At 29.7% G+C, this 26,716-nt stretch carries 26 protein-coding genes; 21 read left to right on the forward strand and 5 right to left on the reverse strand.

The window, feature by feature from the left end:
• The first annotated feature begins 17 nt into the window (after positions 1 to 17).
• Positions 18 to 4,355 carry a PolC-type DNA polymerase III gene (locus LQE93_RS12640; protein ID WP_231073894.1) on the forward strand — a complete coding sequence of 1,446 codons (4,338 nt, stop codon included), beginning with the start codon at positions 18 to 20 and terminating at the stop codon, positions 4,353 to 4,355.
• Between the two features lie 153 nt (positions 4,356 to 4,508).
• Positions 4,509 to 5,300 carry a class I SAM-dependent methyltransferase gene (locus LQE93_RS12645; protein ID WP_055263338.1) on the forward strand — a complete coding sequence of 264 codons (792 nt, stop codon included), beginning with the start codon at positions 4,509 to 4,511 and terminating at the stop codon, positions 5,298 to 5,300.
• 58 nt (positions 5,301 to 5,358) lie between these two features.
• On the opposite strand, the gene LQE93_RS12650 is transcribed toward LQE93_RS12645, so the two are convergent.
• Positions 5,359 to 5,517 (reverse strand): hypothetical protein, encoded by a 159-nt coding sequence (locus LQE93_RS12650; RefSeq protein ID WP_156334246.1) that lies wholly within the window; start codon positions 5,515 to 5,517, stop codon positions 5,359 to 5,361.
• 327 nt (positions 5,518 to 5,844) lie between these two features.
• Between LQE93_RS12650 and LQE93_RS12655 the strand changes: the two genes are divergently transcribed.
• Positions 5,845 to 6,021 (forward strand): hypothetical protein, encoded by a 177-nt coding sequence (locus LQE93_RS12655; protein WP_231073896.1) that lies wholly within the window; start codon positions 5,845 to 5,847, stop codon positions 6,019 to 6,021.
• 72 nt (positions 6,022 to 6,093) lie between these two features.
• Here LQE93_RS12655 and LQE93_RS12660 read toward each other — a convergent pair whose 3' ends face one another.
• Positions 6,094 to 6,516, reverse strand: a complete 423-nt coding sequence (locus tag LQE93_RS12660) for a hypothetical protein (RefSeq protein WP_186837575.1) — start codon at positions 6,514 to 6,516, stop codon at positions 6,094 to 6,096.
• A 119-nt stretch (positions 6,517 to 6,635) separates the two neighbouring features.
• Positions 6,636 to 7,703, reverse strand: a complete 1,068-nt coding sequence (locus LQE93_RS12665; RefSeq protein ID WP_231073897.1) for an NAD(P)H-dependent flavin oxidoreductase — start codon at positions 7,701 to 7,703, stop codon at positions 6,636 to 6,638.
• A gap of 192 nt (positions 7,704 to 7,895) precedes the next feature.
• On the opposite strand from LQE93_RS12665, the gene LQE93_RS12670 reads away from it, so the two are divergent.
• From LQE93_RS12670 to LQE93_RS12720, 11 genes are read left to right on the forward strand one after another with little or no spacing between them, the layout of a single operon-like run.
• Entirely contained in the window at positions 7,896 to 8,870 is a 975-nt protein-coding gene (locus LQE93_RS12670) for a beta-ketoacyl-ACP synthase III (protein ID WP_231073898.1), read from the forward strand.
• A gap of 42 nt (positions 8,871 to 8,912) precedes the next feature.
• Complete coding sequence (gene acpP, locus LQE93_RS12675) at positions 8,913 to 9,137, forward strand: acyl carrier protein (protein WP_231073900.1); 225 nt, start codon at positions 8,913 to 8,915, stop codon at positions 9,135 to 9,137.
• 18 nt (positions 9,138 to 9,155) lie between these two features.
• On the forward strand, positions 9,156 to 10,082 hold the full coding sequence (gene fabK / locus LQE93_RS12680) for an enoyl-[acyl-carrier-protein] reductase FabK (protein ID WP_055263350.1): 927 nt from the start codon (positions 9,156 to 9,158) through the stop codon (positions 10,080 to 10,082).
• Positions 10,083 to 10,096: 14 nt separating this feature from the next.
• Positions 10,097 to 11,050: an ACP S-malonyltransferase gene (gene fabD, locus LQE93_RS12685; RefSeq protein WP_231073902.1), complete on the forward strand. Its 954-nt coding sequence runs from the start codon at positions 10,097 to 10,099 to the stop codon at positions 11,048 to 11,050.
• Complete coding sequence (gene fabG, locus LQE93_RS12690; protein ID WP_231073903.1) at positions 11,043 to 11,786, forward strand: 3-oxoacyl-[acyl-carrier-protein] reductase; 744 nt, start codon at positions 11,043 to 11,045, stop codon at positions 11,784 to 11,786. The genes fabD and fabG overlap by 8 nt, the downstream gene beginning before the upstream one ends.
• Positions 11,787 to 11,799: 13 nt before the next feature.
• The gene (gene fabF / locus LQE93_RS12695; protein ID WP_055263356.1) at positions 11,800 to 13,044 is read left to right on the forward strand and encodes a beta-ketoacyl-ACP synthase II; all 1,245 of its coding nucleotides are present in this window, start codon (positions 11,800 to 11,802) and stop codon (positions 13,042 to 13,044) included.
• Positions 13,044 to 13,511 carry an acetyl-CoA carboxylase biotin carboxyl carrier protein gene (accB, locus tag LQE93_RS12700; protein WP_231073905.1) on the forward strand — a complete coding sequence of 156 codons (468 nt, stop codon included), beginning with the start codon at positions 13,044 to 13,046 and terminating at the stop codon, positions 13,509 to 13,511. The genes fabF and accB overlap by 1 nt, the downstream gene beginning before the upstream one ends.
• A 16-nt stretch (positions 13,512 to 13,527) precedes the next feature.
• Positions 13,528 to 13,944 carry a 3-hydroxyacyl-ACP dehydratase FabZ gene (fabZ, locus tag LQE93_RS12705; protein ID WP_055263360.1) on the forward strand — a complete coding sequence of 139 codons (417 nt, stop codon included), beginning with the start codon at positions 13,528 to 13,530 and terminating at the stop codon, positions 13,942 to 13,944.
• A gap of 16 nt (positions 13,945 to 13,960) precedes the next feature.
• Positions 13,961 to 15,304 (forward strand): acetyl-CoA carboxylase biotin carboxylase subunit, encoded by a 1,344-nt coding sequence (locus LQE93_RS12710; protein ID WP_231073906.1) that lies wholly within the window; start codon positions 13,961 to 13,963, stop codon positions 15,302 to 15,304.
• A 13-nt stretch (positions 15,305 to 15,317) separates the two neighbouring features.
• The gene (gene accD, locus LQE93_RS12715) at positions 15,318 to 16,175 is read left to right on the forward strand and encodes an acetyl-CoA carboxylase, carboxyltransferase subunit beta (protein ID WP_231073908.1); all 858 of its coding nucleotides are present in this window, start codon (positions 15,318 to 15,320) and stop codon (positions 16,173 to 16,175) included.
• 2 nt (positions 16,176 to 16,177) lie between these two features.
• The gene (locus LQE93_RS12720) at positions 16,178 to 16,972 is read left to right on the forward strand and encodes an acetyl-CoA carboxylase carboxyltransferase subunit alpha (protein WP_231073909.1); all 795 of its coding nucleotides are present in this window, start codon (positions 16,178 to 16,180) and stop codon (positions 16,970 to 16,972) included.
• Here LQE93_RS12720 and LQE93_RS12725 read toward each other — a convergent pair.
• Both LQE93_RS12725 and LQE93_RS12730 read right to left on the reverse strand, forming a co-directional pair.
• Positions 16,969 to 17,754 (reverse strand): biotin--[acetyl-CoA-carboxylase] ligase, encoded by a 786-nt coding sequence (locus LQE93_RS12725; RefSeq protein WP_231073910.1) that lies wholly within the window; start codon positions 17,752 to 17,754, stop codon positions 16,969 to 16,971. The two genes, LQE93_RS12720 and LQE93_RS12725, sit on opposite strands and share 4 nt — an antisense overlap.
• 33 nt (positions 17,755 to 17,787) lie before the next feature.
• The gene (locus LQE93_RS12730) at positions 17,788 to 19,545 is read right to left on the reverse strand and encodes a sensor domain-containing diguanylate cyclase/phosphohydrolase (RefSeq protein ID WP_231073912.1); all 1,758 of its coding nucleotides are present in this window, start codon (positions 19,543 to 19,545) and stop codon (positions 17,788 to 17,790) included.
• A gap of 371 nt (positions 19,546 to 19,916) precedes the next feature.
• Between LQE93_RS12730 and LQE93_RS12735 the strand changes: the two genes are divergently transcribed.
• The 7 genes from LQE93_RS12735 to rbr all read left to right on the forward strand — a co-directional run bounded on the left by LQE93_RS12735 (position 19,917) and on the right by rbr (position 26,660).
• Positions 19,917 to 21,197 (forward strand): dicarboxylate/amino acid:cation symporter, encoded by a 1,281-nt coding sequence (locus tag LQE93_RS12735; protein WP_186837586.1) that lies wholly within the window; start codon positions 19,917 to 19,919, stop codon positions 21,195 to 21,197.
• Positions 21,198 to 21,359: 162 nt separating this feature from the next.
• A complete protein-coding gene (locus LQE93_RS12740) occupies positions 21,360 to 22,238 on the forward strand; it encodes a ComEC/Rec2 family competence protein (protein WP_186837598.1) in 879 nt (292 codons plus the stop codon).
• A 108-nt stretch (positions 22,239 to 22,346) separates the two neighbouring features.
• Entirely contained in the window at positions 22,347 to 22,592 is a 246-nt protein-coding gene (locus tag LQE93_RS12745) for a DUF1292 domain-containing protein (RefSeq protein ID WP_231073914.1), read from the forward strand.
• 84 nt (positions 22,593 to 22,676) lie between these two features.
• Positions 22,677 to 24,434 carry a helicase-related protein gene (locus LQE93_RS12750; protein WP_055263373.1) on the forward strand — a complete coding sequence of 586 codons (1,758 nt, stop codon included), beginning with the start codon at positions 22,677 to 22,679 and terminating at the stop codon, positions 24,432 to 24,434.
• A gap of 41 nt (positions 24,435 to 24,475) precedes the next feature.
• Entirely contained in the window at positions 24,476 to 24,967 is a 492-nt protein-coding gene (locus LQE93_RS12755; protein WP_231073916.1) for a GNAT family N-acetyltransferase, read from the forward strand.
• Between the two features lie 139 nt (positions 24,968 to 25,106).
• Positions 25,107 to 25,985, forward strand: coding sequence for a DMT family transporter (locus tag LQE93_RS12760; protein WP_186837588.1), 879 nt, complete (start codon positions 25,107 to 25,109; stop codon positions 25,983 to 25,985).
• A gap of 93 nt (positions 25,986 to 26,078) precedes the next feature.
• Positions 26,079 to 26,660 carry a rubrerythrin gene (gene rbr, locus LQE93_RS12765; protein WP_055263379.1) on the forward strand — a complete coding sequence of 194 codons (582 nt, stop codon included), beginning with the start codon at positions 26,079 to 26,081 and terminating at the stop codon, positions 26,658 to 26,660.
• Positions 26,661 to 26,716 lie beyond the last annotated feature (56 nt).

Here is a 26,716-nt window from a genome sequence, read left to right on the forward strand (position 1 = left end):
TTGATTGGGGGTATAAGATGGGCAAAGATGTTTTAAAAAAGTTAACCCTTGAAATAAATAAACATGAGAGCTTAGAAGATAAAGAACTTAAAATAATAAAATTTCAATTTTTAAAAAAGAGCAATATATTGAAAGTAGTTTTAAGAGGAAAAGAAAAATTAGCTATAGAAGAGGAACAACTAATAAAAAATATTATATGTAGAACACTTATGATAAAAATTACTGTTGAAATAATCTTCTATAGAGATGCTAGTGATATAAGCTTAGAAGAAGTAATAAATGATCATTGGGTAGAATGTGTATCAGATATAATTAAGAAGACGCCTTTATGTAAAACTTTATTGTTGAATTGTAAGAAGATAGTAAAAGATAATAAGGTTTTAGTTCTTAATGGATATGATAAACTTACAGAGCATTTAAATTCTAAAGATGGTAGTAAAAATATAGAGAATAGCATAAAAATTATATTTGGAATTAATTGTAGAATAGAAATAAAATTCGATCCATCGATGGAAGTTATAATAGATCCAGAAGAAGCAGCGAGAAAAGAAAGAGAATTAATTGCAAAGGCTATGTCAGATAGGGCTAAGGAGGTAAGTGTAGCTCCGCAAGTTACAAAACCTGCTAGTAAGCCAGCTGAGAAGAAACCATATGAAAAGAAGGAAAATACATATAAAAGAGAAGCTAAAGCAGAGAATGCCATTTACGGTAGAAATATTTCTATTGAGGCTACTGCAATTAGAGATATAAATGAAACTTCTGGGTATGTAGCTGTACTTGGAGAAGTCTTTAAAGTAGAGACTATGGAAACAAAGACTGGAAAGATAATATTAACATTCTATATAACAGACTTTACAGGATCAATAATTGTTAAATGCTTCTTAAAACCTCAAGAAAAAGAAGAAGTTCTTGATAATATTAAAAAGGGACTTTATTGCAAAGTAAGAGGAGAAGCTGTTTATGATTCTTATGCAAGAGAAGTTGTACTTATGGGAAGAGATATTTTAAAGATGAAAAAGATAGAAAGAATGGATGGAGCTGAAGAAAAAAGAGTTGAGCTTCATTGCCATACTACTATGAGTGCTATGGATGGAGTTACCCCTGTAAGTAAGATAATAGAAAGAGCTGCTAAGTGGGGACATTCAGCAGTTGCAATTACAGATCATGGAGTTGTTCAAGCATTCCCTGATGCCCAAAGTGCTGCTAAGAAAAATAAGATAAAGGTACTATATGGTGTTGAAGGATACTTAGTAGATGACGGAGTACCATTAGCATTAAATGAAAAAGGACAAAGTCTAGATGATACATATGTAGTGTTTGATTTAGAAACAACAGGGTTTTCTCCGAAAAATGATTCTATAATTGAAATTGGTGCTGTTAAGATAAAAAATGGAGTAATAATAGATAACTTTAGTGAATTTGTAAATCCAAGAAGAGCTATACCATATAAGATAACAGAATTAACTGGAATAACTGAAGATATGGTAAGAGATGCACAGAGTATACATGATGTATTACCAAGGTTTATTGACTTTATTGGAGATTCAGTTGTAGTTGCACATAATGCAAGCTTTGACTGTAGTTTTATAGCAAAAAATTGTAATGATATGGGATTAGAATTCTCACCTACAGTAGTTGATACAGTACAGGTTTGTAGATTTTTATATCCAGAATTAAAGTCGGTAAAATTGAATATAGTAGCAAAATATTTAGGTGTTAAACTTGAAAGCCATCATAGAGCGGTAGATGATGCTAAAGCTACAGCTGATATTTTAGTAGAGTGTATTAAGAAGATAAAAGAAGAGTTAGAAGTTGAAACTTTAACAGAGCTTAATAAGGTATTCTTGGATAAAGTTGATATAAAAAAATTACCGACATATCATATAATTATATTAGCTAAAACTCAAGAAGGTATAAAAAATTTATATAAGCTGGTTTCAGAGGCACATATAGATAACTTCTTTAGGAGGCCAAGAACTAAAAAATCAAGACTTATGGAAATGAGAGATGGCTTAATAATTGGTGGAGCTTGTGAGGCAGGGCAAATTTATAGAGCTGTGCTTGGTGGTCAAAGTGATGAAGAAATTAAAGAGATAATGAGTTTTTACGATTATGTTGAAATTCAACCGATAGCAAATAATGCATATCTAATAGAAAAAGGTAATGTTAAGGATGAAAATGAGTTAAAGGAAATTAACAGAAAGATTTATAATTTAGCAAAGGAAATAAATAAACCGACAGTGGCTACGGGAGATGTTCACTTCTTAGAACCTTATGATGAAGCTTTTAGAAGAATAATAATGGCAGGGCAAGGTTTCGGTGATGCAGATAACCAGCCACCACTATATTTTAAAACTACCGAAGAAATGTTAAAAGAGTTTTCGTATTTAGGTAGTGAAATTGCTAAAGAGGTAGTAATTAAGAATCCACAAGCAATAGCAGATTCTATAGATGTAGTAAAACCTATACCAGATGAAACATATCCACCTAAAATTGAAGGTGCTGATGATGATATTAGAAATATGACCATGAATAAAGTACACTCAATTTATGGAGAGAATTTACCAGAAGTTGTTCAAAAAAGATTGGATAAAGAATTAAATTCTATTATTAATAATGGATATGCTGTTCTTTATCTTATTGCACAAAAGTTAGTGGCAAAGTCATATTCTGATGGATATCTAGTTGGATCAAGAGGATCTGTTGGATCTTCTTTTGTTGCTACTATGTCAGATATAACAGAAGTTAATGGATTACCACCACATTATGTTTGTCCGAAATGCAAAAAGTCACATTTCTTCTTAGATGGATCAGTAAGTTCTGGAGCGGATTTAGAAGATAAAGATTGTCCAGATTGTGGTGTTCCTTATATTAAAGATGGGCATGATATACCTTTCGAAACATTCCTAGGTTTTGAAGGTGATAAAGAGCCAGATATAGACTTAAATTTCTCAGGAGATAACCAAGCGGATATTCATAAGTATACAGAAGTATTATTTGGTAAAGGATATGTATTTAAAGCTGGAACAATAGGTACAGTAGCTGAAAAAACAGCCTATGGATTTGTTAAAAAATATCTAGATCAAAAAGGTATGCAAGTATCACAAGCAGAAATAGAAAGATTGACTATAGGATGTACTGGAATAAAAAGAACTACAGGGCAACATCCAGGTGGTATTATGGTTGTTCCTAATTATACAGAAGTATATAACTTCACACCAATACAAAGGCCAGCAGATGATTCAACGTCAGATGTTACAACAACACACTTTGATTATCATTCAATATCAGGTAGATTGCTTAAGTTAGATATACTTGGACACGACGATCCGACGGTACTTAGAATGCTTCAAGATATTACTGGAGTAGATCCTAAGACTATACCGTTGAATGATAAAAAAGTATTATCATTATTTACATCTCCTGATGCTTTAGGAGTTACTAAAGAGGAATTAGAGTGTGAAGTTGGTTCATATGGGTTGCCGGAGTTTGGAACTAAATTCGTTAGGCAAATGCTTGTGGATACACAACCACAAACTTTTTCGGACTTAGTAAGAATATCAGGTTTATCACATGGTACTGATGTTTGGCTTAATAATGCTCAGTATTTTATTAAGGAAGGATATACAACACTTAGAGACTGTATAGCTACAAGAGATGATATTATGGTTTATCTTATGTATAAAGGCGTAGCTCCTAAAACTGCTTTTACAATAATGGAAAGTGTAAGAAAAGGTAAGGGGCTTACTGAAGAGTTTGAAAAGACCATGAAAGAAAATAACGTTGAGGATTGGTATATAGAAAGTTGTAAAAGAATTAAGTACATGTTCCCGAAGGGACACGCCGTTGCGTATGTAATGATGGCTGTTAGAGTTGCTTACTTTAAAGTTTATTACCCACTTGCTTATTATGCAACATATTTTACAGTAAGAGGAGCTGATGACTTTGATGCAGATTTGATTTGCAAAGGTGAAGGGGCTGTTCATGCAAAATTACAAGAATTGTATGCACTTGGAAATAGTGCAACTGTAAAAGATAAGGGATTAATTACTGTTTGTGAACTTTCTTTTGAAATGTATAAAAGAGGATTTAAGATGCTTAAGGTTGATTTATATGAATCAGATGCAACTAAATTTTTAATAGTAGATAATTCATTGAGACCTCCACTAAGCTCTCTTCAGGGAGTTGGAGTAAATGCAGCTAAAGCAATAGCTGAAGCAAGAGTTAATGGAGAATTTATATCTAAGGAAGATTTAAGACTTAGAACTAAGGTTTCTAAAACAGTTATAGAAACTTTAAGCAATCATGGATGTTTAGAAGGAATGTCTGAGACAAACCAATTATCATTATTTTAATATTTATAGTTAAGAGATTAATTTTAAATTTTATAATTTTAAATTAATCTCTTTTATTATAAATAGAATTAATAATAGAATGATACTATAAAATTAACAAATATTAAGTTTTAATCATAATATGAATACAAATAATATTAATGGGAGTTAATTGTGAATTATAGTGACCTTTATAATTTAATAGGAGTTAAGGCTGAAATAAATAGATTAGAAAGACAAGTTAGCCTAGGATGGGAAAAAGAATTTAGAACTTTGAAATGGTTAGGGTTAGAAGATGGTATGAAAATACTAGATTTAGGAGGAGGACCAGGATTTTTTTCAAAGCTTTTATTAGAAAATTTGCCAAATTGCAAAGTTACTTTATTAGAGCCAGATAGTGATTTTATGAAATTTGCCAAAGAGAATCTAAGCGAATATGAAGGTAGAGTGGAATTCAAAGAAGAATCAATTTATAATAATAGTCTTGATGGTGAAAAATATGACTTTGTAGTAAGTAGATTTGTTTTTCAACATTTAGATGATCCTATAGCTGCAAGTAAAGAGATCTATAGGGTTTTAAAGTATGGAGGTATAGTTTCAGTTATAGATTCAGATAGAGGGGTATGGGGAATAAGTGAACCGGACATATTAAAAAATGAAAGAAATATACTTGGGAGACTAGAGAAGAAAGCTAGATGGAATAGGGAAGTTGGAAGAAAGCTTTTAAGAATACTAAAACTAGGAGGATTTAATGGATTAGATTTTGAGGCTGTAGCTATCCATAGTGATATAGTTGGCGTTGGAAGCATTGCAGGAGAAATGAATATTACAAATGAAGATATTAAGAATTTATCCAGAGTTAATCCTAAGCTAGCTCATTTGTTAAAGCAAAGTAAAGATATGATCAGTTCTAAAAATACAATAGTTATTCTTATAAATCTAATTGCTAAAGGTGTTAAACAGTAGTTTAAATAATAAGTAATAAGGCTTGAGGAGAGTATTTGGCTCTTCTCAAGCTTTTATTTTAGTTATTCCACCATTTAGGTAACATTATTTTGTAGGTTGGTTCTTGATAATCATAAGATTTAAAATCATAAGCATTAAATACAGATAAACTATAAACTATATTACTAATTAAATTAAGTTGTAAAAAAACTAAAAGAATAAATGTTAATTTTTTCATTTTGATATCTCCTTATAAAAGAATATAAATTATATTAATAATAGTATTAGTAATAAAGTGACATATTATAAATATAAAAATTTATAATAGCAATTAATATATAAGAGGTGAAGTATCGGTGGTAAAAAAGAATAAAGGTGCAAAAAGCAAAGGAAAGGAAAGTTTAAAAAGTAAGGAAAAAGTGGATTCAACAGTAGCTTATAGGAATTATTATCCTAATGACAAAGAGGTATAAAGGTTATATACTATAAATAATAAAATTTAGAAAATTTTAACTGTAAGGAGAAATTGATGAAAAAATAATATAAAATGGTAGAAGTTTTAGATATGGAGAGCATATATAAATATAAATTATATTGTAATGACGACTTTGTAAATGAGTATATTGATAGAGAAGCAATTGAAAAGGCTAAAGAGAATCTAGTAGAATTAGATAAATTAAGAGAAGAAGCTCCAGAGTTTAAAATTCTAGATATTTTACAAAAGCTTATAAAAAGTACATAAGTTAAGTGGAAATTATAATTATAAATAATGAAAAAATGCTATTGCAGTTTTAAAGGAGCAATAGCATTTTTTTTAAGTTCTAAAATCAAATTTAGTTGAACATTTTTTACAAGTTACAACTATATTTCCCTTTCCTCTTGGTAATCTTAATTTTTGCTTACAGTTTGGACATTTTGTAATCTTATAGTTTTTCTTTTGATTTAACCAATAGTTAAAGTTTTCAAATATTTTAGAAATGTTATTTAGGTCATAAACTGGTATATTGTAAGGAAGGGATTTCCCGAATTTTGATAATAGTTTATTTGTATAAGTATAGAATATATTATATTCTTCTCTTCGTTTATATATTTTCTTTGAAAAAGCTCTATAAAAAGCAAATATTAACAATGCAATAGAAAATATTCTAGTAATATCCCATATATTTAAAATACAAGATAATAAAATAAGGAATAAAGATAATAAATCTACTCCATAAGAACCTTTTAAAAAATTCATTTTATCACTCCTAAAAATATTAATTATGTATATTATAGTATAAAAATATTAATGGGACAATTTATTATCGTAAATAAAAAGTTAATAAATAATTAATTTTAATAGGAGTAAAAAATAAATTATGATATTTCAAGATTTTTAGTAAGGTCTGATAATACATCACTTACTGAAGTAATTGAGTTAATTCTATGTGCGTTTGAGCCGCAAAAAATTAATCCGTTATCTGTATCTCCTTTTACTGCTGTGATTAATGCTTCTGAGATGCAGTAAGGGGTAGTGGCAGGATTACAAGGAATTAAACAATTATAACATTTTTTTACGGGTATATTTTCTTTTTTTAAAGTTTCAGTAAATTTATTTCTTAAAGCTCTACCTGGCATACCAACAGGGCTCTTTACTAATTCAATGTCATTTTTGGTACTATTTATGTATGCATTTTTAAAGTTGATATGAGCATCACATTCATGAGTAGCAACGAATCTTGTAGCTACTTGAGCACCACTAGCACCTAAAGATAAGTATTTTTTTAAATCATCAGAATCAAAGATTCCACCGGCAACTATAACAGGAATTTTTTTGTTGAATATTTTTTCGAAATTAGATATCTCTTGTATAACTTCTTTGATGGATTTATCAAAATTTTTTATTTCATCTTCCAGGTTATCTTTTTTAAAACCTAGATGGCCACCAGCTAGTGGACCTTCAACTATTATAGCGTCAGCAGTTTTATTATAATGTTTATACCAGTACTTCAATATAACATTAGTAGCTTTAGCTGATGAAACTATAGGAACTATTTTAATTAAACTTTCACCTATAAACTCTGGTAGCTTTAATGGTAGACCAGCACCAGATATTATTAAATCAGCACCACCTTCTATAGCGGCTTTGATATGTTCTTTATAATAATTAGTTGCAACCATTATATTTACACCTATTATTCCATTAAATGAAATTTCTTTAGCTCTTCTTATATGTTTTTTTAATCCTCGTATATTAGCTTCAGTTGTGTTTTCTTCGAAATCGTCCTCCATATATCCGGCATGAGCGGCAGATATCACACCTATAGCGCCATGTTTTGCAACATTCCCAGCTAAGTTTGACAATGATACACCTACGCCCATACCTCCTTGTATTATGGGTAATTTTGTTATTAAATCTCCGATTATTAATGGTTTAATTTTCATAATAAACTCCTTTAAATAAATAGTTTGATAATCAAAGCAATAATGCTATTATAGTAGTATGAGTAAAAAAACACAAGGTTTTTATAAAAAATATAAATGTTGACAATATTGGGGAAAAGTATTATTATACAAATAATTTGATATTCAAAATATTTGATATTGAATTAAATAAAATGAGAGAAGAGGACTGATATGAAAGGAGTTAAGATAGTAGGAATAGGACATTATTGCCCAAGTAATGTAGTTAGTAATGAATATATATCATCATTAGTAGACACTTCTAATGAGTGGATAATAAAAAGAACTGGTATTAAAGAAAGAAGAATATCTAGTGGTGAAGGTACAGTAGATCTTGCTGTTAAGGCTAGCGAAGAAGCTCTAGAAAATAGTGGGTATACTTCAGAAGATATTGATTTAATTATAGTAGCCACTACTTCGCCAGATAGAATAATGCCATCTACAGCTTGTAGTGTACAAGAAAGATTAGGATGTGCAAATGCAACAGCTTTTGATATATCTGCAGCATGCTCGGGGTTTGTATATGGTCTTATAGTAGCTAATAGTTTACTAAAAATTAATGAAAAAACTAGAGCATTAGTGATTGGAGCGGAAGTTTTATCAAGAATTGTAGATTGGAAAGATAGAAATACTTGTGTTTTATTTGGAGATGGTGCAGGAGCTGCAATTTTAGAAATTAGTGATGAATGTGGAATTATCGGTACTTATTTTGGTTCTGATGGAGAAAGAGGAGTAAAAGCTTTGACTAGCACAAGTCTTTCTTTAAATAATCCATTTGTAAAAGAGTGTGATGAAGAAAAAAGATATATAGATATGGAAGGTAGAGAGGTATTTAGATTCGCAGTATCAATAATACCAATCATAGTAAATAATCTTTTAGAGAAATCAGGAGAAAAGATAGAGAATATAAAATATATAATACCACATCAAGCAAATTCAAGAATTATTGATGAAGCTTCAAGGAGATTAGGAATAACTAGTGATAGATTTTATATAAATCTAGAGAGATATGGAAACACATCTTCAGCTAGTATACCAATAGCATTAGATGAGATGGTGAAAAAGGAACTTATAAAAAAAGGTGATAAGATAATTTTAGCTGCCTTTGGTGGCGGATTAACTTGGGCAGGAACATTAATAGAATTTTAAATATAAAATAAAAAATTAAATTTGAATTTGGAGGAATTTATTATGATATTTGAAAAAATTAGAGGAATAGTAGCAGATCAATTAGGAATAGAAGAGGAAAACATAACTTTAGAAACAAGATTTATAGAAGATTTAAATTCAGACTCATTAGATTTATTCCAAGTTATTATGGAGTTAGAAGATGAGTTTAATGTAAAAGTGGAAGATGTTGAAAATATAAAAACTGTTGGAGATGCAGTAAAATTTGTGGAATCTGTAACAAAATAATAGATTGGAGTAGATTTTATGAAAAATGATATCTGTAAAATGTTAGATATAAAATATCCAATCTTCCAAGGGGGAATGGCTTGGGTATCAGATAGTTCATTAGCCTCAGCAGTTTCAAATGCTGGAGGGTTAGGTATAATCGCAGGAGCAACAGCTCCTGTAGATTATATTAGGGAAGAAATAAGAAAAACTAAAAAGTTAACAGATAAACCTTTTGGTTTAAATATAATGTTACTTTCTGATAACGCAGAAGAATTAGCTAAGATTGCAGTAGAAGAAGGTGTTAAGGTTATAACTACTGGAGCGGGAAATCCAGGTAAATATATGAGTATGTGGAAAGAAGCTGGAATCAAGGTTATACCTGTAGTTCCATCAGTTGCATTAGCTAAAAGGATGGAGAGAGCTGGAGCTGACGCAGTTATAGCAGAAGGATGCGAATCAGGTGGTCATGTTGGAAAGTTAACAACTATGGTATTAGTTCCTCAAGTCGTGGATGCAGTTAATATTCCTGTAATAGCAGCAGGAGGAATCTGTGATGGAAGAGGGATTACAGCAGCTTTTGCTCTTGGAGCAAGAGGAATTCAAATGGGAACTAGATTTTTAGTTTCAGATGAATGTACAATTCATGAAAATTATAAAAATGCTGTTATAAAAGCTAAGGATATAGATACAGTAGTTACTGGAAGAGTTACAGGTCATCCTGTTCAAGTAATAAAAAATAGATTAGCTAGAGAGTTTCTAAAGTTAGAGGCTAGCAATGTATCAGCAGAGAAGCTAGAAGAGTTAGGAAGAGGAGCGCTTAGAAGAGCTGTAAAGGATGGAGATGTTGACAATAGTTCATTAATGGCAGGTCAAATAAGTGGAATGGTTTCTAAAAAGCAAAGTGTTAAAGAGATAATTGAAGAGATATTTAATGAATATGAGGAGTTAAGAAAAGCCTTATAAAATAAGGAGGACATATGAGAGTAGCATTTGTATTTTCAGGGCAAGGTTCACAGTATGTAGGAATGGGAAAAGAGTTATATGAAAATTTCCAAGAAGCAAAAAGAATTTTTGATGATGCTAATGAAGTATTAGATTTTGATTTAAAGAACTTAACTTTTAATGGTGATGCTGAAGAGTTAAATATTACTGAAAATACTCAGCCTGCAATACTTACTATGTCTATTGCGGCTTTAGAAGTAATAAAAAATAAAGGCATTGAAGCAGAGGTAGTTGCTGGATTGAGTTTGGGTGAATATTCAGCACTTGTTGCCTCAGGGGCCGTATCTTTTAAAGATGCAGTAGCATTAGTAAAAAAGAGAGGAAAGTATATGCAGGAAGCTGTTCCTTTAGGTATTGGTGCAATGACTGCAATTATTGGATTATCTATAGAAAAAATAGAAGAAGCTATAGAGATGTCTAAGGATAAAGGTATAGTTCAAATTGCTAATTATAATACAGCAAACCAAATTGTAATAGGTGGAGAGTTGGAAGCAGTGAATTTTGCAGCTAATCTTTGCTTAGAATATGGAGCAAAAAGAGCTATAAGTCTTAAAGTATCTGGACCTTTCCATACTGTATTATTAGAGCCGGCAGCTATTAAATTGAAAGAAGAACTTAGTAACATAAGTTTTAGTAATATAAAAATACCTGTAATAAATAATGTTACAGCGGAAGAAATAAAAAAAGATGATGATATAAAGGATATTCTTGGGAAGCAAGTTAAGTCGTCTGTTAGATGGAGAGAGACAATAGAAAAAATGATTGATATGGGAATTGATACATTTATAGAGATAGGGCCAGGAAGAACATTAAGTAGTTTCATTAAAGAAATAGCTCGAGCTAATAAAGCTAAAGTAAATATATTTAATGTTGAAGATCTTAAGTCTTTAAATAAAACATTAGAGGGAGTAGGTGATTTGAATGCTTAATAATAAAAATGCAGTTATTACTGGAGCCACAAGAGGTATAGGAAGGGAAATAGCTATAACTTTGGCGAAAAATGGAGCCAATATAGCTATAAATTATAGAAAAGAAAATGAAGATTTAAGTAGCTTGATTAATGAGTTAAAAGAACTAGGTGTTAAAGTGTTTACTAGAAAGTGCGATGTAAGCAACGGAGGAGAAGTTGATGAATTCATTAAAGAAGCAAAGGAAAGCCTTGGGAGCATAGATATTTTAGTTAATAATGCAGGAATAACTAAGGATGGTTTAATTCTCAGAATGAAAGAAGAGGATTTTGATTCAGTAATAGATGTGAACTTAAAAGGAGTTTTTAATACTACAAAGGCTGCTTCTGGAATTATGATGAAGCAAAGATATGGAAAAATAATAAATATATCATCAGTAGTTGGTATATCAGGGAATGCAGGTCAATGTAATTATGCAGCGTCGAAAGCTGGAGTAATAGGGTTTTCAAAATCGATTGCAAGAGAGTTAGCAACAAGAAATGTTAACGTAAATGTAGTTGCGCCGGGCTATATAAAAACTGATATGACAAAGGGTTTACCAGAGAAAGTTAAAGAGAGCATAATCCAAAGTATTCCTATGAAAAAAATAGGAGAACCAAAAGAAGTAGCAAATTTAGTATTGTTTTTAGCTTCTGATTTATCTAACTACATTACTGGGCAAGTAATTAGTGTTGATGGTGGAATGGTTATGAACTAGAAGGGAGTTTCTTATGAAAAGAAGAGTAGTAGTTACAGGAATGGGAGCAATAACGCCAATAGGAAATTCAGTAAGTGAATTTTGGAACAATGTAAAAAAGAATAAAAATGGTATAGAACAGATTACTTATTTTAATACAGAAGATTTTAAAGTTAAGCTAGCAGCAGAAGTTAAAAATTTTAATGTAGAAGATTATATAGGAAAAAAAGATGCAAAAAGGATGGATAAGTACACTCAATTTGCTGTTATATCATCTAATGAAGCTATAAAAGATAGTAAGCTTGAGTTAGGTAATATAGATAAAGAAAGAGTTGGAGTTGTATTTGGCAGTGGTATAGGTGGAATAGGTACTATAGAAAATCAAATCAATACACTAAAAGATAGAGGGCCAAGTAGAGTATCACCACTTACTATACCAATGGGAATTGCTAATATTGCAGCTGGAACAATAGCTATAGAGCATGGGATTTTAGGTAGTTGTTTAAGTTTAAATTCTGCATGTGCAACCTCTACACATGCTATAGGTGAAGCTTATAGAAGTATTAAGGATGGTTATTTAGATGTAATTATTGCTGGTGGTTCTGAAGCTTCAATTACACCTTTCGGAATTGCAGGGTTCCAGTCACTTACTGCTTTGAGCAGAAGTGAGGATAAGGATAGAGCATCTATACCTTTTGATAAGGATAGAAATGGATTTGTTATGGGGGAAGGTGCAGGGGCATTAATTTTAGAAGATTTAGATAGTGCATTAAAAAGAGGTGCTAAAATTTATGCTGAAGTAGTAGGATACGGTACTACATGTGATGCATATCATATTACATCACCAAGTAGTGATGGAGATGGAGCAGCAAGAGCTATGATTCAAGCGATGAAAGATGCAGATATTTCTTCAAGGCATATTGGTTATATAAATGCTCATGGTACATCTACAGAGATTAATGATAAGGTTGAGACGTTAGCAGTTAAAAAAGCAACTGGAGAAGATTATAAAAATATATACGTAAGTTCTACTAAGTCAATGACAGGTCATCTTTTAGGAGCAGCTGGAGCTATAGAAGCTATAATATCAATTAAATCATTAGAGGAGGACTTTATTCCAGCAACTATAAATTATAAAAATGAAGATGAAGAATGTGACTTAAATTTAGTTGTTAATGAAGGTATAAGAAAAGAGTATGATTATGCAATGTCAAACTCATTAGGATTTGGAGGACATAATGGAACCCTTATATTTAAAAAATGGAGGGAGAATTTATAGTGCTAGATTATAACAAAATAAAAGAACTAATACATGAAATAGATTCATCTAGTATAAGAGTATTTGAACTAGAAAATGATGGTTTTAAATTAAAATTGAGTAAAAATGATGAAGTAAGTTTTAAAGAAATAAATAACAAAGAAGAAGTTAATGTTGGAAATACTAATTCAAAATCTATACCTAAAAAAGAATTAGTAGTGGAAGAAGAAAGTAATAATATTATCGATATAGAGTTAAAAGAAGTTAAGTCACCTTTAGTTGGTACATTTTATTCATCTTCAACACCAGGTGGTAAGCCTTATGTTGAGGTTGGATCTAAAGTAAAAAAGGGAGATGTACTTTGTATAGTTGAAGCTATGAAGATTATGAATGAAATCACTTCAGATTTTGATGGTGAGATAGTTGAAGTATTAAGAAAAGATGAAGATATAGTAGAGTTTGGTATGACTATATTTAAAATTAAATAGTCTAAGGAGATTAGTTATGGATATAAAAGAAATTATGGAGATAATTCCGCATCGATATCCTTTTCTTTTAATAGATAAGGTTGAAAGTTTAGAAGGAAATAAAATAGTTGCAATAAAAAATGTTACTATGAATGAATATTTCTTTCAAGGACATTTTCCAGTAGAACCGGTTATGCCTGGAGTATTGATAGTAGAGGCTTTAGCGCAAGCAGGTGCTGTTGCTCTTTTAAAAAGAGAAGAGTTCAAAGGGAAAATAGCTTATTTTGGTGGTATAAATAATGCCAAATTTAGAAAAAAAGTTGTGCCTGGTGATATTTTAACTCTAGAGGTTGAATTAACTAAAATTAGAGGAGTAGCAGGTATTGGTAAAGGAATAGCATATGTAGATGGTAAAAAAGCTTGTGAAGCTGAATTAACATTTATGATAGGTTAAGATAAAGAGGTGTTTTATGATAAGAAAGGTATTAATAGCTAATAGAGGTGAAATTGCTGTAAGAGTAATAAGAGCTTGTAAGGAAATGGGAATAAAGACTGTTGCAATATATTCTGAAGCAGATAAGGAAGCTATGCATACTCAATTAGCTGATGAGTCTATTTGTGTTGGTACTCCTAAGTCAAAAGACTCCTATTTAAATGAAAGCAATATAATAAGTGCTGCAGTTATAACTAAATGCAATGCGATTCACCCTGGATTTGGTTTTTTATCTGAAAAAGCAGAATTTGCAGCTATATGTGAAGAATGTAATATAAAGTTTATAGGACCAAATAGTGAAGTTATAAATCTTATGGGGAATAAATCAAAAGCAAGGGAAATTATGAGTAAGGCTGGAGTACCAATTGTTCCAGGAAGTGATGGACTGGTAAAATCTTTTAAGGAAGCCAAAATAGAAGCTAAGAGAATTGGCTATCCAGTTATGATAAAAGCTTCAGCTGGTGGTGGAGGTAAAGGGATTAGAATAGTTCATAAAGAAGATGAACTTGAAAATTCATTTTTTACTGCTAAATCTGAAGCACAAATTAATTTTGGTGATGATTCAGTATATATGGAAAAGTTTATAGAGAATCCTAGACATATTGAATTTCAAATACTTGCAGATAGTTTTGGAAATGTAGTTCATCTAGGTGAACGTGATTGCTCTGTTCAAAGAAGAAATCAAAAATTATTAGAAGAAGCACCATCATCTATACTTTCTGATGAGTTAAGAGAAAAGATGGGAAGAGCTGCAGTAGATGCTGCTAAAGCAGTAGGGTATACAAATGCTGGAACAATTGAGTTTTTAGTAGATAAACATAAGAACTTTTATTTTATGGAAATGAATACAAGGATACAGGTAGAACATCCAGTAACAGAAATGGTTACTTCAGTAGATATAGTTAAAGAACAATTGAGAATAGCTAATGGTGAGAAACTGTCAATAAATCAGGAAGATATAAATGTTAAAGGTCACTCTATAGAATGTAGAATAAATGCAGAAAATCCTAATAAGAATTTTGCACCTTCTCCTGGGAAAATTGAATTTTTAAATGTGCCAGGGGGGAATGGTATTAGGGTAGATACAGCGGTGTATCCAGGATATACAATACCACCGGTGTATGATTCAATGATAGCCAAAGTGATAGTTCATGGAAATAATAGAGAAGAGGCTATAAATAAAATGATTCGAGCTTTAGATGAGTTTGTAATACAAGGAGTAGAATGCAATATAGATTTTCAGATAGACATATTAAACAATGAAAGATTTAAATTAGGTATTTTTGATACTTCATTTATAAGTACAGAATATAATTTATAGTATGGTGATTATTATGGGTATTTTTAAGAAAAGACAGTACGGAGTAGTAAATTTAACTAAAGAAGAAGCTTTAGATTTACCGATAGTTCCAGATGGTACATGGGTTAAATGCGGAAATTGTGGAAAAATATTATACAAAAAAGTATTAGAAGAAAACTATAAAATCTGTAATCACTGTGGCGGATATTTTAGATTGGGAGCTTATGAGAGAATAGATCAAATATGTGATAAAGGGTCTTTCAATGAATTTAACTCTAGTATTTCATCAAGAAATCCTATGAACTTTGATGAATACGAGAAAAAGTTAAAAAGTAATAGAGAGAAAAGTGGGCTAATTGAAGCGGTAATTACAGGTGACTGCAAAATAAATGGAATAAAAAATATAATAGCTGTAATGGATTCAAACTTTCTTATGGGGAGTATGGGGATTGCTGTGGGAGAAAAAATAACATTAGCAATTGAAAAGGCTACAAAAGAGAAATTACCTATAATAATTTTTACTACCTCTGGTGGTGCTAGAATGCAGGAAGGTATTTTCTCGCTTATGCAGATGGCCAAGGTAAGTAGTGCTATTGCAAAGCATAATGATGAAGGGCTTTTATATATTACAGTATTAACAGATCCTACAACAGGAGGTGTTACCGCAAGTTTTGCCATGTTAGGTGATATAATTTTAGCCGAACCAAAAGCATTGGTTGGATTTGCTGGAAGAAGGGTTATTGAAGGAACATTAAAAGAAAAGTTACCTGATGACTTCCAAAGTGCAGAGTTTCTATTAGAAAATGGATTTGTTGATAAAATAGTTAACAGAGAAGATATGAAAAGAACTTTATATAAACTTTTAAAGCTTCATGGATACAAGGAGGCGTAACTATGAGCAAAAACATTAAAGCTTGGAGTAGGGTTGAAACAGCGAGAATGATTGAAAGGCCTACTACACTTCAATATATAGATATAATATTTAAATATTTTATAGAACTTCATGGAGATAGAGCTTATAAAGATGATAAGGCTATGGTAGCCGGTATTGCTTTTTTAGAAAATGAACCAGTTACTGTAATAGGGATGCAAAAGGGAAGAGATTTAAAAGAAAATATAGAACGAAATTTTGGTTCTCCCCACCCAGAAGGATACAGAAAAGCATTAAGATTTATGAAGCAAGCTGAAAAGTTTAATAGACCTATAATTTGTTTTATAAATACAGCAGGAGCTTATTGTGGTGTTGAAGCAGAAAAGAGAGGGCAAGGAGAAGCTATAGCTAGAAATTTAATGGAGATTTCTAAAATTAAGGTCCCTATAATATCAATTATAATTGGTGAAGGTGGAAGTGGCGGAGCACTTGCATTAGCTGTTGGAGATAGAGTTTGGATGTTAGAAAACTCTGTGTATTCAATTTTATCACCAGAAGGTTTTGCATCTATATTATTAAAAGATGCAACAAAATCGAAAGAAGTTGCAGAAAATATGGGGATTACATCTTATGAGCTTTTAGAGAGAAATATAATTGAAAAAGTCATTAAAGAGCCTAAAGGTGGAGCTCACAATGATATAGAAAGTGTTGCTAAAAATATAAAGGTAGAGCTAATAAAAGAATTAGAAGTTTTGAAGAGTAAAACAATAAATACTCTTTTAGACGAGCGATATAAAAGATTTAGAAGTTTCTCTTAAAATCTAAGAGAAACTTCACCAGAGTAAATTTGTTTTATTATATTATTAGAGTCTTTTACTAATAGGCTTCCATCATTGGCAATATCGATAGGAGTTACAATTTCATATGTATTATTATAATGTAAGCTGACTTCTTTATTTAAAATACAGGAGTTAGCTTTATAAATTTTTAATATAGAAATTATCTTATCTTCGGTAATATCTGAATATATATTGCTGAATTTTTTTATGAAAGTATTAAGAATCTTAAACCTATTAAAATCATTTCCATAAGCAATTTTAAGTGATGTAGCCTTGTTTTGAAGTTCTAAGTCAAAATCGGTTATATCTAAATTTATATTAATACCGATACCAATTATTAAATAGTCTATTTTTTCGTTGGAAATATTGCTCTCAGTTAAAATACCACCTAATTTTCTATCTTTAATAAAAATATCGTTTGGCCACTTAATAGTAGCTTTAATATCAAATTCTAACAGAGTCTCATATATAGCAGTAGCTGTTAAAATAGGGATAATACTTAGAAATTTAGTAGAAAAGTCTGGTTTTAATAAGAGAGAAAACCATAGTCCTTTATTTTTAGGTGAAAGCCAGTTTCTACCTTTTGTTCCTCTACCGCATATTTGTTTATCACTTAATACTAAAGTTGGTTTATCGAAGCCTTTATTAGCTAAACTTTTACAAAATTTATTTGTAGAGTCAATTTCTTCGAAAAAATAAAATTCAATGTTTGGATATAACAATTTGAAATTATTCAATTCAGTAGTTAAGATATTGTCCATAATTAATCTCCTTATCTTTTGATTATAGATAAATCAAATATTATTTAAAACATAATTTATAAAAGTATCAACTAAAAAAGGGTCAAATTGAGAACCAGAACAATGTTTTAACTCTAAAATAGCATCTTCTTTGCTCATTGGTTTCTTGTATGTACGCTCACTTCTCATAACATCATAAGCATCTGCAATAGAAATTATTCGTGATATAAGAGGTATCTCTTGCTCTTTAAGTCCTAGAGGGTAGCCAGTACCATCCCATTTTTCATGATGACATAAAACACATTTAGCTACATTTTCAAGTTCGCCCATAGCTTGAAGTATTCTATAGCCTTTTTCGGAATGGGTTTTCATTATCATAAATTCATCGTATGTTAACTTTCCATGTTTTAAAAGTATATCTTCACGTATACCTATTTTACCTATATCATGGAACTTAGCAACTAAAAAGAGTTCATCTAACTCTGAAGCTTTAAGGTTGAGCACAACTCCTAAGGAAGAAGCGTATGTAGTTACTCTTTCAGTATGTTCTTCAGTTTCAGTATTTTTTTCTTGAAGACTTTTTATTAAAGAATCTGTTATAGAACTTCGTATACTTTTTTTATCTAACAATTTTCTTCTATATACTTTTTCCTCTACTTCTTTTATACAATCGTATATATTTTGAGATATAGAACTTTTGACAGATTCGCCTAGTGCTATACTTAATTGAATAAATTTATAATCACTAGCTTCGCATTTGTGTAAAATTTCTCTCATTATATTTTCGCATAATTGTTCATTGCTATTTGGTAAAAGAATCATAAATTCATCTCCACCCCAACGGAAGACAGAACCTTTTGTTGAACAAACATCTGTTAATACATTAGCGATGCTTATAAGAAGTTTATCACCTTCTAGATGGCCTAATGTATCATTAACTATTTTTAAACCGTTGACATCACCCATTATTATTCCGAGAGGAAGATATTTTTCTTGATTATATTTGTTTAGTTTTTCTTCGAAGCTAGAACGATTATATAAACCAGTAAGATAATCAGTATAGCTTAAATATCTTAGTTTGTTCTCTAATTTTTTTCTATCTGTAATATCTCTAGAAAGGCCTACAATGCCCCAAACATCACCATCTTCATTAATGACAGGAACTTTAAGGTTTTCTTCAAATTTAACATCATCATTTTTATAAGATATAGAGTATTGAGAAGACTTTGCTTTCTTTGTCTTCATAATTTCTTTATCTTGCTCAAGAAATTTTTTGGCAATTTCTTTATTTGGATATATTTCTAAATCAGATTTGCCTATTAAATCATAAACTCCAAGCTTTTCATAAAAGTCACTAAAGTTTTTATTGTAGCCGATAAATTTACAATCTTTATCTTTGTAGAATATAGCTTCTGGTAAAGAATCTATTATAGTTTTTAATATATCTTTTTGTTTTTTTAACTCTTCTTCTCTTTTTAATTTATCGTTTATAGGTAATATAATACCGGCTATTGAATGTATTTCATTATGTGAATTTAATAAAGGAAAGATTATGCACTCAACAAAAATATTATCTATATTAACATTAAAAGTTATACTCTTCTTTTCTGATATACATCTTTTTATTTGGTTATCATATAATGTTGCAGTTACTTTGGGAAAAACTTCTTTATTTGTCTTACCTATGATATCACTATATTTTGTATTATATAAATTTTCATAAGATTTATTTAAGAATATTATTTTAGTATTTATGTCTTCTATCCAAACTGGATAAGGAAGAAATTCTAAAAAAGATTTAAAAATATTCATAATTAAAAAGTTCCTTTATATATGTATTTATAGATAATATTATAGCATAAAAAAGAGAAGTATCTTTAATAAAACAAGCTAAATATAGAAAATGCTACAAAAAAAGGTCTATTTAACAGGAAAAGTTTATTTTGAGAAATGAAAGTTATAGAAAGTAAAATTTCATAAAATAATATTTATAATATTATAAAAAGAAAAGTAAATTTTAAATATAGCTTCAAAATGAAGAATAAATGCTAAATATATATATAATATTAAGATGAATAAAATAGGAAATAGAATTTAATTTTTAGAAAAATGAATAAAAAATTTGAAATTATGCATTTATGTGGTAATATATAGATATAAGCAAAATAAAAAGGGGGAATTTTATGAAAAATAAAATAGGATTAACTACCAAAATATTTATAGGAATGGGGCTAGGATTACTTTTAGGATTAGCAATTAGAGCTTTACCAAGTGGATTTATAAAAGATACAGTATTTTTAAATGGAATCTTAAAAGTTTTAGGAACAGGATTTATTAGTGCTATTAAGATGCTTGTAGTTCCATTAGTGTTTGCATCTATAACTTGTGGAGTTGCATCACTTGCAAATATAAAGAGCTTAGGAAGAATTGGGGGCAAAACAGTAGTATTTTATTTATTTACAACAGCGGTTGCTATATCTATTGCTATAGGACTAGGATTTTTAATTAATCCAGGAGTAGGATTAGATATGTCAAGTTTAGTTCTTCAAGAACCTACAATAGGAGAAAGTCAAAGCATAGCTGATTTAATAATAAGCATAATTCCAACAAACCCAATTAAAGCTATGGTAGATGGGGACATGCTTCAAATAATTTCGTTCTCAATTTTATTTGGGGCTACTATAAGTATATTAGGTGAAAAGGCTAAGCCTGTAAAAACCTTTATGCTAAGTTTAAATGAGGTTTGCTTAAAAATGGTTAATATAGTAATGGCTATTGCACCTTTTGGAGTATTTGGACTAATAGCAAATACTTTTGCAACAACAGGATTTGAAGCTTTTGGATCATTAGTTAAATATATGATAGTTGTTTTATTAGCTTTAGCTGTTCATGCTGTAGTTGTATATTCTGGATTATTAAAAGCATTTACAGGATTAAACATTGTACCATTTGTTAAAAGATTCGCTAAAGTTGCAGCTGTAACTTTTTCAACGGCATCAAGTGGGGCTGCATTACCTGTTACAAAAAAGGCAATGGATGATTCTGGAGTAAGTAATAAGGTATCATCTTTTACAATACCTTTAGGAGCAACAATAAATATGGATGGAACAGCTATAATGCAAGGAGCTGCAACTGTCTTTATAGCTCAAATATATGGAATTGAATTAGGAATAGGACAAATAATGGCTGTAATAGTTACTGCAACACTTGCATCTATTGGAACTGCTGCAGTGCCAGGAGTTGGGCTAGTAATGTTATCTATGGTTTTAAGAACTGTTGGATTACCTGTAGAAGGTATAGGGCTTATTATGGGTGTAGATAGAATACTAGATATGTGTAGAACTACAATAAATGTATTTGGGGATTGTATATGTACACTTATCGTAAGTAAAAGTGAAAATGAGTTTGATGAAGAAAAATATTATTCGGATGATGATATAATGATTGATGAAGTAACTGCATAGTTATAAATGAAGGAGGTGTTTTTTACATCTCCTTTATTTAGTTGATTTTTAACTATACTAGACAGTTTTATATTTACAATGTAAAATTATTTTACGTATACTATAGGAAGGATAAAGATTTAAATGAATAATAAGAAATTGAAAAATAGCTATGATAAGGCTATGAAGAAGCACAAAGGAAACAAAAAGGCTCAATTAATTACAACAGTGATTTTTGCGATTATTGCTTTAGTAACTATAGCATTTGGTGGAGAACTAAAAAATACAACTACAGGCGCTATTGGTACTATGAAGGTTCACTATATCGATGTTGGACAAGGCGATGCAACTTTAGTACAAGTTAATGGTAAAAATTTATTAATAGATGCAGGACCAAATAAGTCGGCAGACAGCTTAGTAGAATATATTAAAGGAATAGGAGTAACAACTATAGACCACGTTATTGCAACTCATCCTCATGAAGATCATATAGGTGGAATGGATGAAATTTTTGATGCATTTGAGGTTAAAAACTTTTATTCTCCAAAGGTTGAGCATACTACTAAGACTTTTGAAAAAATGATAAATGCTGTTACAAATGAAGGATTAAAAATAACTACTATTAAAGCTGGAGATGGATCTAAGATAGATTTAGGAGATGGTACTAAAGTAGAAATTTTTTCACCAGTAGATGATAAATATAATGAGTTAAATGATTATTCTCCTATTATGAAGATTACTTTTGGAGAGAATTCATTCTTATTTACTGGAGATGCAGAGAAACTTGTAGAAAAGCAAGTTATTGCTAATGGAGAAAATATTGATGCTGATGTATTAAAGGTAGGCCATCATGGTAGTACTACTTCTTCATCAGAAGACTTTATAAAAGAAGTTTCACCAGATATTGCAGTTATTCCAGTTGGAGAAGGAAATGATTATGGACATCCTCATAAGGAAATACTAGAGCTATTAGAAAAGAATAATATTAATTTACTTAGAACTGATTTTGAAGGAACTATCATTCTAGAAAGTGATGGGGAAAATATAAAAGTTTTAGAATAAAAGGTTAGAGCTATCAAAGAAGATAGCTCTAATTTTTTTGAAAATAAATAAAATTTAAAGCTATAATTTTTATAGGTTTTGAACAATACTAATATTATTGATGAAGGAGTGATAATTTTGGAACAAAAGATAATGACTTTTCATGATGAAAACGGAAATAAAATTGACTATCAAATTTTAGAACAAAAACTGATTAATAAAACTGAGTATGTAACAATGGCACCAGTAAGTAATAAGGCTGATGTTGAAGTATTTAAGATTAAGTTTGATAAAAATTGGAACGAAACATTAATCCAAGTAGAGTCTGAAAAAGAATTAGATATGGTAAGGCAAGTATCAAGTGTAAAGTTTTAACAAAAATTTTAAGGGCTGTTTTGAAACGGCCCTTATTTGTTGTACAATATAAATATATTAATAAAATCCTTATGGAGGGAGTATATGAAAAAAAACGCAGCACAAAGAGAATTTAAAAAATTAAAAAGTCAAATTACTCAAATAGAAGAAATAGTTCATCACTCTAAGGCAGGGGCTCTTTTTGAACATGAAGCAGCAATAAGGAAAAAAATAAAGACACTATTGGAAATGGAAACTGAAGGGTTTAAAGAATATGATGTTGTTTTAGAGAGGTATGAGGAACTTCTTGAAGAGACAGCTAAGAGAATACTTGAATCATATAATAAAAAAAATGGAACAGATTTTGACTATTATCAAGTTGTAAGGGGAAATTATAATTTATTAATAAACTCTGGATTTATTACTGTACTTACAAAACATCATATTCCTAATATAATAGCAGAGGAGTTTGAAAAGAATTTTCCTGATAATCCTAAAAATGAATATATAAATGCTAGAAATATAGAAAGAAAATTCTTTATTCATTTAGGTGATACAAATACAGGTAAGACATTTAATGCTATAGAGAGATTAAAAACAGCTAGAAAGGGAATATATCTTTCACCTTTAAGAATATTAGCTTTAGAAAACTTTGAAAAGCTTAACAGTGAAGGGGTTGTTTGTAACTTAGCTACAGGAGAGGAAGAAATAATTAAAGAAGGTGCAACTCATTTATCATGTACAATTGAAAAACTTAATTTAAGAGAAGAATATGATATTGCAGTAATAGATGAGATTCAAATGATTGGTGATTCTCAAAGAGGGGCAGCATGGACTAGAGCTTTATTAGGTTTAAGATGTAAAGAAATTCATGTTTGTGGAGCACTTAATACTAAGGAGTTACTTGAAAAGATATTAAAGGATTGTAAAGATGATTATGAAATAAAGGAGTATACAAGAAATGTTCCTTTAGAAGTAGAATATAAGAATTTCAATATTAGAGATGCGCAGGAGGGAGATGCAATAGTAGTATTCTCTAAAAAGCGAGTTTTAGAAATTGCATCAGAATATTCTAATCTAGGTATTAAAGCTAGTATAATATATGGTGATTTACCACCTGAGGTTAGAAGAATGCAATATAATCAGTTTATAAATAAAGATACTAAAGTTCTTGTTACAACAGATGCAATAGGAATGGGAGTAAATTTACCTATAAGAAGAATCGTATTTATGTCTATAAGAAAATTTGATGGAGAGGAAATACGAGAACTTACATCTCAAGAAGTAAAACAGGTAGCAGGAAGAGCGGGAAGAAAAGGAATATATGATGTTGGATATGTAGCTTCAGTAGGAGATACAGCTGATTTCATAAAGGAAAAGATAGAGAGTATAGATAAACCAATAGAGAAAGCTGTAGTTGGTCCTTCAGAGGCTATTCTAAATATAAAGAATCTACCATTAAAAGAGAAGTTAGCATTGTGGAGTACTAGAGAAGAAAAACTTAATTATTATCGAAAGATGGATATAAATGATTATCTAATTGTATTAGAAGCTATTAAAAGATATAACTTAAAGGAAGATATTCAATGGGATTTGTTAAAAGTTCCTTTTGATGTTAAAAATGAAAGTCTTATGGAGACCTTTTTAAAATATGTTGATGAGTTATTTATAAATAAAGAAAAGAAATTATTTAAACCAGAATGTTATAAAGGCAACTTAGAAGCTTTAGAAATTTATTATCAAGAAATAAGTATGTACTACTCATTCTCAAAAATATTTTCATTAGAATTTGATGTAGAATGGGTATATAGTGAAAGATTAAAAGTTAGTAATGATATAAATGATATTTTAATTAGAATTTAGATATCATTTGAAGATATTTATATTACGCACAGGGGGATAACATGAGAAGATATAATACAAATATTGAGGGGTTTACATTAAGAGAAACAAGTGAAAATGATTTATCATTAATTTTAGGATTTATTAAAGAAATAGCTGAGTATGAAAAATTATCTAATGCTGTAGACGCAACAGAAGAGTCACTTAAAAAATACGTTTTTGAAAAAAGAAGAGCAGAAGTTTTAATAGTTGAGAAAGATGAGAATCCTATAGGATATGTAGTTTATTTTTATAATTTCTCTACTTTTACAGGCACTTCAGGACTTTATTTAGAAGATGTATTTATAAGATCAGAATATAGAGGTATGGGATTAGGAAAAGAAATATTTAAGATATTAGGTAAGCTTGCAAGAGAAGAGGGATGTAAAAGAATGGAATGGGTCTGTTTAAATTGGAATGAACCTTCAAAGAAATTCTATAAGGGATTAGGAGCAATTTCTATGGATGAATGGACAACATTTAGATTAACAGATGATTATATAAGAAAGCTTTAAAGTTTGAAATAGTAATAAAAATAAAGTGGGTTTCCACTTTATTTTTATTTATAGATATTTTATAGTTAAAAGTTTGATTTATAAGTTATTTTAGTTATTATATATAATGTAGAAAATTAAATATTAAAGGAGTAACAGTATGAGTGAACTAAGTAATAGGACAAAAGGTATAATATTTATAATAGCATCTGCTTTTGGATTTGCTATGATGTCTGCATTTGTAAAGCTAGCAGGGGACTTGCCATCATTTCAAAAGACTTTTTTTAGAAATCTTGTTTCATGTATAATTGCAGCAATATTTATTATAAAGAATAAGGAGAGTTTTTTTGGAAAAAAGGATAGCCAAAAGATTTTAATATTAAGATCGATATTTGGAACTATAGGAATAGTATTGAATTTTTATGCAATAGATAAGTTAGTTTTATCAGATGCTAATATGTTGAATAAATTAAGCCCATTTTTTGTAATAATTTTTTCAGCATTATTTTTAAAAGAAAAAATAAATATAAAACAGAGTATTGCAATAATTATTGCATTTTTAGGTGCGTTATTTATAATAAAACCTACTTTTAATTTAGATATAATTCCATCATTATTAGGCGTACTTGGAGCAATTTGTGCTGCGGCAGCGTACACTTGTCTAAGAGTTTTAGGAGGGAAAGAAAAACATTATACGGTAGTATTTTATTTTTCATTATTCTCAACTATTGTAATTTTCCCATTTATGATTGTAGTTTATAAGTCTATGACCATGATTCAATTAGTATATTTAATATTAGCGGGGATTTTTGCAAGTATTGGACAATTTGGGGTAACATTAGCATATAAATATGCACCTTCAAAAGAAATATCTATTTTTGATTATTCTAATATAATATTCTCTGCAATAATAAGTTTAGTTATTTTTGGAGTATTACCAGATTATTTAAGTGTAATAGGGTATTTAATTATATTTGGAGCATCATTTTATATGTTTTTATATAATAAGAAGCTAGATAAACTAGAAAAAAATAAGTAATACCTAGTGTTTATAAATAGATAGTATTTTAAAATATAACTATAAATGGTAAAATATAACTATAAAATGGTATAAAAGGAAGTGGTTTTAACAATGTTAAAAGGAACAAAAACAGCAGAAAATTTATTAAAGTCATTTGCGGGAGAATGTCAAGCTAGAACTAGATATACTTACTATGCTAGTACAGCTAAAAAAGAAGGATATGTTCAAATAGCGAATATATTTATGGAGACCGCAGAACAGGAAAAAGAACATGCGAAGAGATTTTATAAATTCTTAAAGGATGAATTTGCAGATGAAGCTATAGAAATAACAGCATCATATCCAGTAGCACTACATGGAGAAACAGTGAAAAATTTAAAAGCAGCTGCTAATGGAGAACATGAGGAGTGGAGTGCTGATTATCCGGAGTTTGCTAGAGTTGCAAGAGAAGAAGGATTTTTAGATATAGCAATTGCTTATGAAAGAATCTCAGAAGTTGAATTTAGACATGAAAAAAGATACAGAAAATTATTGGAAAATATAGAAAATGATTCTGTATTTAAGAAAGAAGAATCAGTATTATGGAAATGTAATAATTGTGGGTATATTTATGAAGGAAATGAGGCACCTAAGGCATGTCCGGCATGTTTGCATCCACAAGGTTACTTTGAGGTATTTATAGAAAATTATTAAAAAAATTTTAAAAGTGACATGTAAGAGGTTCTTATATGTTACTTTTTTTTAAATTA

The sequence above is a fragment of the Clostridium sp. NSJ-145 genome (genome assembly GCF_021044725.1).
GTDB lineage: Bacteria > Bacillota > Clostridia > Clostridiales > Clostridiaceae > Clostridium > Clostridium disporicum_B.

Bases quoted from the DNA above. Each gene is read 5' to 3' on its own strand.
- LQE93_RS12755 (WP_231073916.1), top strand. From the start codon at position 24,476: ATGAGAAGATATAATACAAATATTGAGGGGTTTACATTAAGAGAAACA.
- LQE93_RS12760 (WP_186837588.1), top strand. From the start codon at position 25,107: ATGAGTGAACTAAGTAATAGGACAAAAGGTATAATATTTATAATAGCA.
- accD (WP_231073908.1), top strand. From the start codon at position 15,318: ATGGGTATTTTTAAGAAAAGACAGTACGGAGTAGTAAATTTAACTAAA.
- LQE93_RS12740 (WP_186837598.1), top strand. From the start codon at position 21,360: ATGAAGAAGCACAAAGGAAACAAAAAGGCTCAATTAATTACAACAGTG.
- fabG (WP_231073903.1), top strand. From the start codon at position 11,043: ATGCTTAATAATAAAAATGCAGTTATTACTGGAGCCACAAGAGGTATA.
- fabK (WP_055263350.1), top strand. From the start codon at position 9,156: ATGAAAAATGATATCTGTAAAATGTTAGATATAAAATATCCAATCTTC.
- acpP (WP_231073900.1), top strand. From the start codon at position 8,913: ATGATATTTGAAAAAATTAGAGGAATAGTAGCAGATCAATTAGGAATA.
- fabF (WP_055263356.1), top strand. From the start codon at position 11,800: ATGAAAAGAAGAGTAGTAGTTACAGGAATGGGAGCAATAACGCCAATA.
- LQE93_RS12655 (WP_231073896.1), top strand. From the start codon at position 5,845: ATGGAGAGCATATATAAATATAAATTATATTGTAATGACGACTTTGTA.
- rbr (WP_055263379.1), top strand. From the start codon at position 26,079: ATGTTAAAAGGAACAAAAACAGCAGAAAATTTATTAAAGTCATTTGCG.
- LQE93_RS12750 (WP_055263373.1), top strand. From the start codon at position 22,677: ATGAAAAAAAACGCAGCACAAAGAGAATTTAAAAAATTAAAAAGTCAA.
- LQE93_RS12665 (WP_231073897.1), bottom strand. From the start codon at position 7,703: ATGAAAATTAAACCATTAATAATCGGAGATTTAATAACAAAATTACCC.
- LQE93_RS12650 (WP_156334246.1), bottom strand. From the start codon at position 5,517: ATGAAAAAATTAACATTTATTCTTTTAGTTTTTTTACAACTTAATTTA.
- LQE93_RS12730 (WP_231073912.1), bottom strand. From the start codon at position 19,545: ATGAATATTTTTAAATCTTTTTTAGAATTTCTTCCTTATCCAGTTTGG.
- LQE93_RS12720 (WP_231073909.1), top strand. From the start codon at position 16,178: ATGAGCAAAAACATTAAAGCTTGGAGTAGGGTTGAAACAGCGAGAATG.
- LQE93_RS12725 (WP_231073910.1), bottom strand. From the start codon at position 17,754: ATGGACAATATCTTAACTACTGAATTGAATAATTTCAAATTGTTATAT.
- fabZ (WP_055263360.1), top strand. From the start codon at position 13,528: ATGGATATAAAAGAAATTATGGAGATAATTCCGCATCGATATCCTTTT.
- LQE93_RS12660 (WP_186837575.1), bottom strand. From the start codon at position 6,516: ATGAATTTTTTAAAAGGTTCTTATGGAGTAGATTTATTATCTTTATTC.
- LQE93_RS12640 (WP_231073894.1), top strand. From the start codon at position 18: ATGGGCAAAGATGTTTTAAAAAAGTTAACCCTTGAAATAAATAAACAT.
- LQE93_RS12735 (WP_186837586.1), top strand. From the start codon at position 19,917: ATGAAAAATAAAATAGGATTAACTACCAAAATATTTATAGGAATGGGG.
- fabD (WP_231073902.1), top strand. From the start codon at position 10,097: ATGAGAGTAGCATTTGTATTTTCAGGGCAAGGTTCACAGTATGTAGGA.
- LQE93_RS12670 (WP_231073898.1), top strand. From the start codon at position 7,896: ATGAAAGGAGTTAAGATAGTAGGAATAGGACATTATTGCCCAAGTAAT.
- LQE93_RS12710 (WP_231073906.1), top strand. From the start codon at position 13,961: ATGATAAGAAAGGTATTAATAGCTAATAGAGGTGAAATTGCTGTAAGA.